3 protein-coding genes and 1 pseudogene are annotated in these 5,418 nt (G+C 41.1%); all 4 read right to left on the minus strand.

Annotation, left to right across the window (positions count from 1 at the left end; all coding sequences use genetic code 11):
- Window positions 1–3,907 (minus strand): DNA-directed RNA polymerase subunit beta (gene rpoB, locus ACJML3_RS00460; RefSeq protein WP_406019653.1); only part of this gene is annotated, 3,907 nt, incomplete at its 3' end.
- A 167-nt stretch (window positions 3,908–4,074) separates the two neighbouring features.
- Window positions 4,075–4,443, minus strand: coding sequence for a 50S ribosomal protein L7/L12 (rplL, locus tag ACJML3_RS00465; RefSeq protein WP_406019655.1), 369 nt, complete (start codon window positions 4,441–4,443; stop codon window positions 4,075–4,077).
- Between the two features lie 79 nt (window positions 4,444–4,522).
- On the minus strand, window positions 4,523–5,029 hold the full coding sequence (gene rplJ / locus ACJML3_RS00470; protein ID WP_219938158.1) for a 50S ribosomal protein L10: 507 nt from the start codon (window positions 5,027–5,029) through the stop codon (window positions 4,523–4,525).
- Between the two features lie 176 nt (window positions 5,030–5,205).
- Window positions 5,206–5,418 (minus strand): annotated as a pseudogene (gene rplA / locus ACJML3_RS00475) (50S ribosomal protein L1); the annotation flags it as partial.

Here is a 5,418-nt window from a genome sequence, read left to right on the forward strand (position 1 = left end):
CACCTAAATCATAGATTTCCTGTAATGTCTTTGTGATTTCTGCAATAGCTTTCTGCTGAACGATCATCTTATTGATCTTTTCACCAATGCCCTTTGCAGCAAGACCTAAATGAACTTCAAGAACCTGACCGATGTTCATACGTGAAGGAACACCTAGAGGGTTCAGTACCATATCAACTGGTCTACCAGTCTCATCATATGGCATATCTTCAATAGGATTAATCTTAGAGATAACACCCTTGTTACCATGACGACCAGCAAGCTTATCACCTGGCTGAATACGACGCTTAACAGCTACGTATACCTTTACGATCTTTAGAACGCCTGGAGTTAAGTCGTCACCATCAGTGAACTTCTTCTTCTCAGCTTCAAACTTATCGTGGTATTCTTTCTCAAAGCTCTTTAAGCGCTCTGCGAAAGCTTCTAACTGTCTTTGTGCCTTGTCGTCAGATAAATTCTGCTCTAACAGCTGTTCATCAGATAATGAATCAACCTGCTGCTGAGTCATGCCATTCTTAACTAAATGAACACGAACCTGATGCATTAAACCCTGAGTTAAGAAAGCAAACTCTTCGTCTAAATCCTTCTTAGCCTGGTTGATATGCATTTCTTCAATTTCTTTAGCACGCTTGTCTTTTTCAACGCCTTCACGTGTAAAGATCTGAACATCAACAACAGTACCGGTTTCACCGTTAGGTAATCTTAATGATGAATCCTTAACCTCTGATGCCTTCTCACCGAAGATTGCGCGTAACAGTTTTTCTTCTGGAGTTAACTGAGTTTCACCCTTAGGTGTTACCTTACCAACAAGAATATCGCCACCAACAACTTCAGCACCAACGTAAACGATACCTGCCTCATCAAGCTTTGATAAAGCATTCTCACCTACATTTGGAATGTCAGCTGTAATTTCCTCAGGTCCTAACTTGGTATCACGAGCAACACAGGTCATTTCCTCAATATGAATTGTGGTTAAACGATCCTTTGCAGCAACTCTTTCAGATACTAAGATAGAATCCTCATAGTTATAACCATTCCATGGCATGAATGCGATTCTCATGTTCTGACCAAGAGCTAATTCGCCCATATCAGTTGAAGAACCGTCAGCAATCACGTCACCAGCTTTAACCTGTTCATTTAGGCCAACGCATGGACGCTGATTAATACATGTATTCTGGTTTGAACGGGTGTACTTGATGAGGTTGTAAATATCGATACCTGCATCATTGTCACCTTCGATCTCATCGATGTTTACACGAACTACGATACGACCGCCATCAACGTGCTGTACAACACCACCACGCTTAGCAATGATAGATACGCCAGAGTCAACAGCTACTGCACGTTCCATACCAGTACCAACAAATGGTTTCTCAGAACGAACTGTAGGAACAGCCTGACGCTGCATGTTTGCACCCATCAGCGCACGGTTAGCGTCATCGTGCTCAAGGAATGGAATCAGCGCAGCTGCAACAGAAATAATCTGCTGAGGAGAAACGTCCATAAACTGAACGTCTGAAGCTCTTCTAACTTCTGACTCACCCTTATAACGACACTGTACATAATCTGATAAGATCTTACCGTTTTCGTCTAAATCGGTGTTAGCCTGTGCAATAACGTACTGACCTTCATCAATTGCAGATAAGTACTGGAATTCTTCAGTTACAACACCATCCTTAACATAACGGTATGGAGTCTCTAAGAAACCGTAATCATTGCAACGTGCGAACACAGCTAAAGAGTTAATCAGACCGATGTTTGGACCTTCAGGAGTCTCAATAGGACATAAACGACCATAGTGAGTTGGATGAACGTCTCGAACCTCGAAGCCTGCTCTCTCACGGGTAAGACCACCAGGTCCTAATGCTGAGATACGACGCTTGTGAGTTACTTCAGACAGTGGATTGTTCTGATCCATGAACTGAGATAACTGGCTTGAACCGTAGAATTCTTTAATTGCAGCAGAAATAGGCTTAGCGTTGATCAGCTCCTGTGGAGTTGTATTGTCAAGATCACCTAAAGATAATCTTTCCTTAACAGCTCTTTCAACACGAACTAAACCAATACGGAACTGGTTTTCTGCCATTTCGCCAACTGAACGAATACGACGGTTACCTAAGTGATCGATATCGTCAATTGTCTCTTTACCGTTACGGATCTTAACTAAGTAACGGATAACCTTGATAATATCTGAATGGTTTAGAGTACCACGCAATGCTTCATTTTCAATGAATGAAGTATCAAGATTGATTGGCTTACCCTTAGCATCAGTTGCCTTAGCATCTAATTCTTTTACGTTAGATGAAAGATCTAATACTGATAATGGGAGAATGATTGCTCTATCATATGTAAATGCTTCACCATCTTTTGGTGTGATCTTTACCTTATGTAACAATCTTTCCTGTGCAGGTAACATCTCATTCTTCTTTGAAGGAATAAGAATGTTATCTAAGAAGCCTAATAACTTGTCAGCAACTCTTTCAGGAGAGGTATTTGGCATACAAGCAACTTCGGCTTCATCTAGTAATGGCTTGATTAAGTCAACGATCTGTGGATACTGAGCATACACAAAACCATCAACAACAGAAATACCACTGTCCTGAGTATTTATTTCAACATCTGATGATAAAAGTCTAGATACACCAGCCTTGAAGCTCTTTTCCTCGACAAAACGGCTATCAAACTTCATACGACCAACAGATGATAAATCATATCTGTCTTCTGCGAAGAACAGATTCTTGAATAATACTTCAGCAGCTTCAACTGTTGGAATTTCACCAGGACGCATCATCTTATAGATTTCGAATAAAGCAGCATTTCTGTCTGCTTCATCAGATGATAAATCCCTTGTGGTATCGTTGCGTAGAGTATCAGCGATGAAAGGACCCTCATCAACTGCACTTGTATAAAGAATTTCAATCTTCTTTAAGCCATTCTCAGAAATAGCCTTTAGATTGTCTTCATTTAATAGTGTGTTAGCAGCTAACACTACTTCGCCATCTTTGTTACGATAATCTTTAGCAACAATCTTATCTAAAAGGAACTCTGCTGGTACCTCAATTGAAGTTACCTCAGCCTTCTTTAACTGGCGAACGTGACGGGCTGTGATCTTCATACCCTTTTCAACAATTACATCTTTTCCAACTTTAATATCAAAAGATGCTGTTTCGCCACGTAATGACTCAGGAACTAATTCCATTGAAATTGACTTGCTCTTGAAATCAATTTCTACAGTATCAAAGAATAAACCTAAGATTTGCTCGGTATTGTAACCTAATGCACGTAATAGAACTGTAGCAGGTAACTTACGTCTGCGATCGATTCTAACGTACAGATTATCGCGATGATCAAATTCAAAATCTAGCCATGAGCCACGGTATGGGATTACACGAGCACTAAATAAGATACGACCAGGATATGTCTTACCTCTGTCGTTATCAAAGAATACGCTAGGGCTACGATGTAATTGTGACACAACAACACGCTCAGTACCGTTAACGATGAAAGTACCGTTATCTGTCATGAGTGGGATTTCACCCATGTATACATCTTGGTCGATACGCTCTTTAACAGTCTTTAAATTGTCTTTCTCATAGCGTACTAAGCTTAATTTAACCTTTAAAGGTGCAGAATAAGTTGTACCACGAATCATACATTCACGTACATTAAACTTAGGCTCACCTAAATGGAAGCTGTTGTAGCAAAGTTCAGCATTACCAGAGTAACTCTTAATTGGGAATACACTCTTAAATGCAGCGACCAAACCGTTTTCATTGTTTGGATCTGAACTAATAAATTGTTTAAATGAATCGAGTTGTACTGCTAATAAGTAAGGAGTATCAAGAACTTTTACTCTCTTACCGAAATCCTTACGGATGCGTTTTTGCTCTGTGTAGGAGTAGACCATGGATAGGTGATCCTCTATTTGATCTGTTTCCGAAAAGATGCCTAAGCATCTTCATGTATCTTATAGGCACCGAACCCGATCCCTCCAAAAGGGGGGCTCGGGTCACATTTTTGACAGATTTTTAAGCTGTCATTGGTCCAGTGCGAACCAATTGCATTAGCTATAGATTAAACTAAAGCAGCCTCTGCACCAGCCTCAACTAAAGCCTTAACTAAAGCTTCAGCGTCAGCCTTTGGCATTGCTTCCTTAACCTTAGCTGGAGCAGACTCAACTAAGTCCTTAGCTTCCTTTAAGCCTAAACCAGTTGCTGTACGAACTGCCTTAATAACAGCAATCTTGTTAGCACCAGCTGACTTTAATTCAACGTCGAACTCGGTCTTCTCTTCAGCTGCAGCAGCGCCAGCAACAGGAGCAGCAGCAACAGCAGCTGCAGCAGAAACACCGAACTTCTCTTCCATAGCTTTTACTAACTCTACAACTTCAGTAACAGATAGAGCAGCAATTGCCTCAATGATTTCATCCTTAGATAAAGCCATTTTTAAACTTCCTATAAAATAACCAGGCTATGCCTGAAAAAAAACAATCGACTAAATAGTCAAACCTAAGCAGCGCAAATTATGCGTTTGCTTCTGAACCAAGCTTCTCGCCCAAAGCAGCAAGAGTACGTACAAGCTTGCCAGCTGCAGCCTCTTTCATTGTTGCCATTAACTGAGCAATAGCCTCTTCGTATGTTGGTAATGTTGCAAGAACATCAATGTCTTTGCTGTCATATGCTTTGCCTTCAAAAGCTAATGCTTTAACTTTGAAGCTATCACATGTCTTAGCGAAATTCTTGAAGATTCTAGCAGCTGCACCTGGATGCTCAAGAGATAAACCAATGATGGTTGGACCCTTGCATGAATCCTTGATGCACTCGAACTCAGTACCTTCTAAAGCACGGGTTAATAATGTGTTACGTACAACGTGTAAGTAAACATTGTTAGCACGAGCCTCTTTACGAAGCTGAGTTAAGCTTGCTACAGGAATACCGCATGAATCTGCAGTAACAGCTGACACAGCTTTCTTGGCAACTTCGGCGACTTCAGCAACGATTGCCTTTTTGTCTTCGATATTCAATGCCATTTTTAGCAGTGACTCCTGGAATGTCCATATGGACTATACCCTTTCGGGACCTTGGAACCAGGCGATCTGGTTCCGCCTACGCAGGATGATTAAGGTACTACCCCCTGCGGTCTTTGGTTTGGTGGCTATGCCCCCTTTCCAAAAATTCTTTAAGTCCTAGTACCTAGACTTAACAACTAGTTCTGTGAGGTACTGTCTGATAAAGTAGCTTTATCAACAGTTAAACCAACACCCATAGTTGTTGAAACGCTAATCTTCTTGATGAAGGTACCCTTAGCAGCAGCTGGCTTCTGCTTAACAATAGCAGCAACTAGAGCTGATAAGTTGTCTGATAACTGATCTGCTGTGAAGCTTACCTTACCGATTGAAGTCTGGATGTTACCAGCCTT

The organism is Succinivibrio sp. (assembly GCF_045124615.1).
GTDB classification, from domain to species: Bacteria; Pseudomonadota; Gammaproteobacteria; order Enterobacterales; family Succinivibrionaceae; genus Succinivibrio; species Succinivibrio faecicola.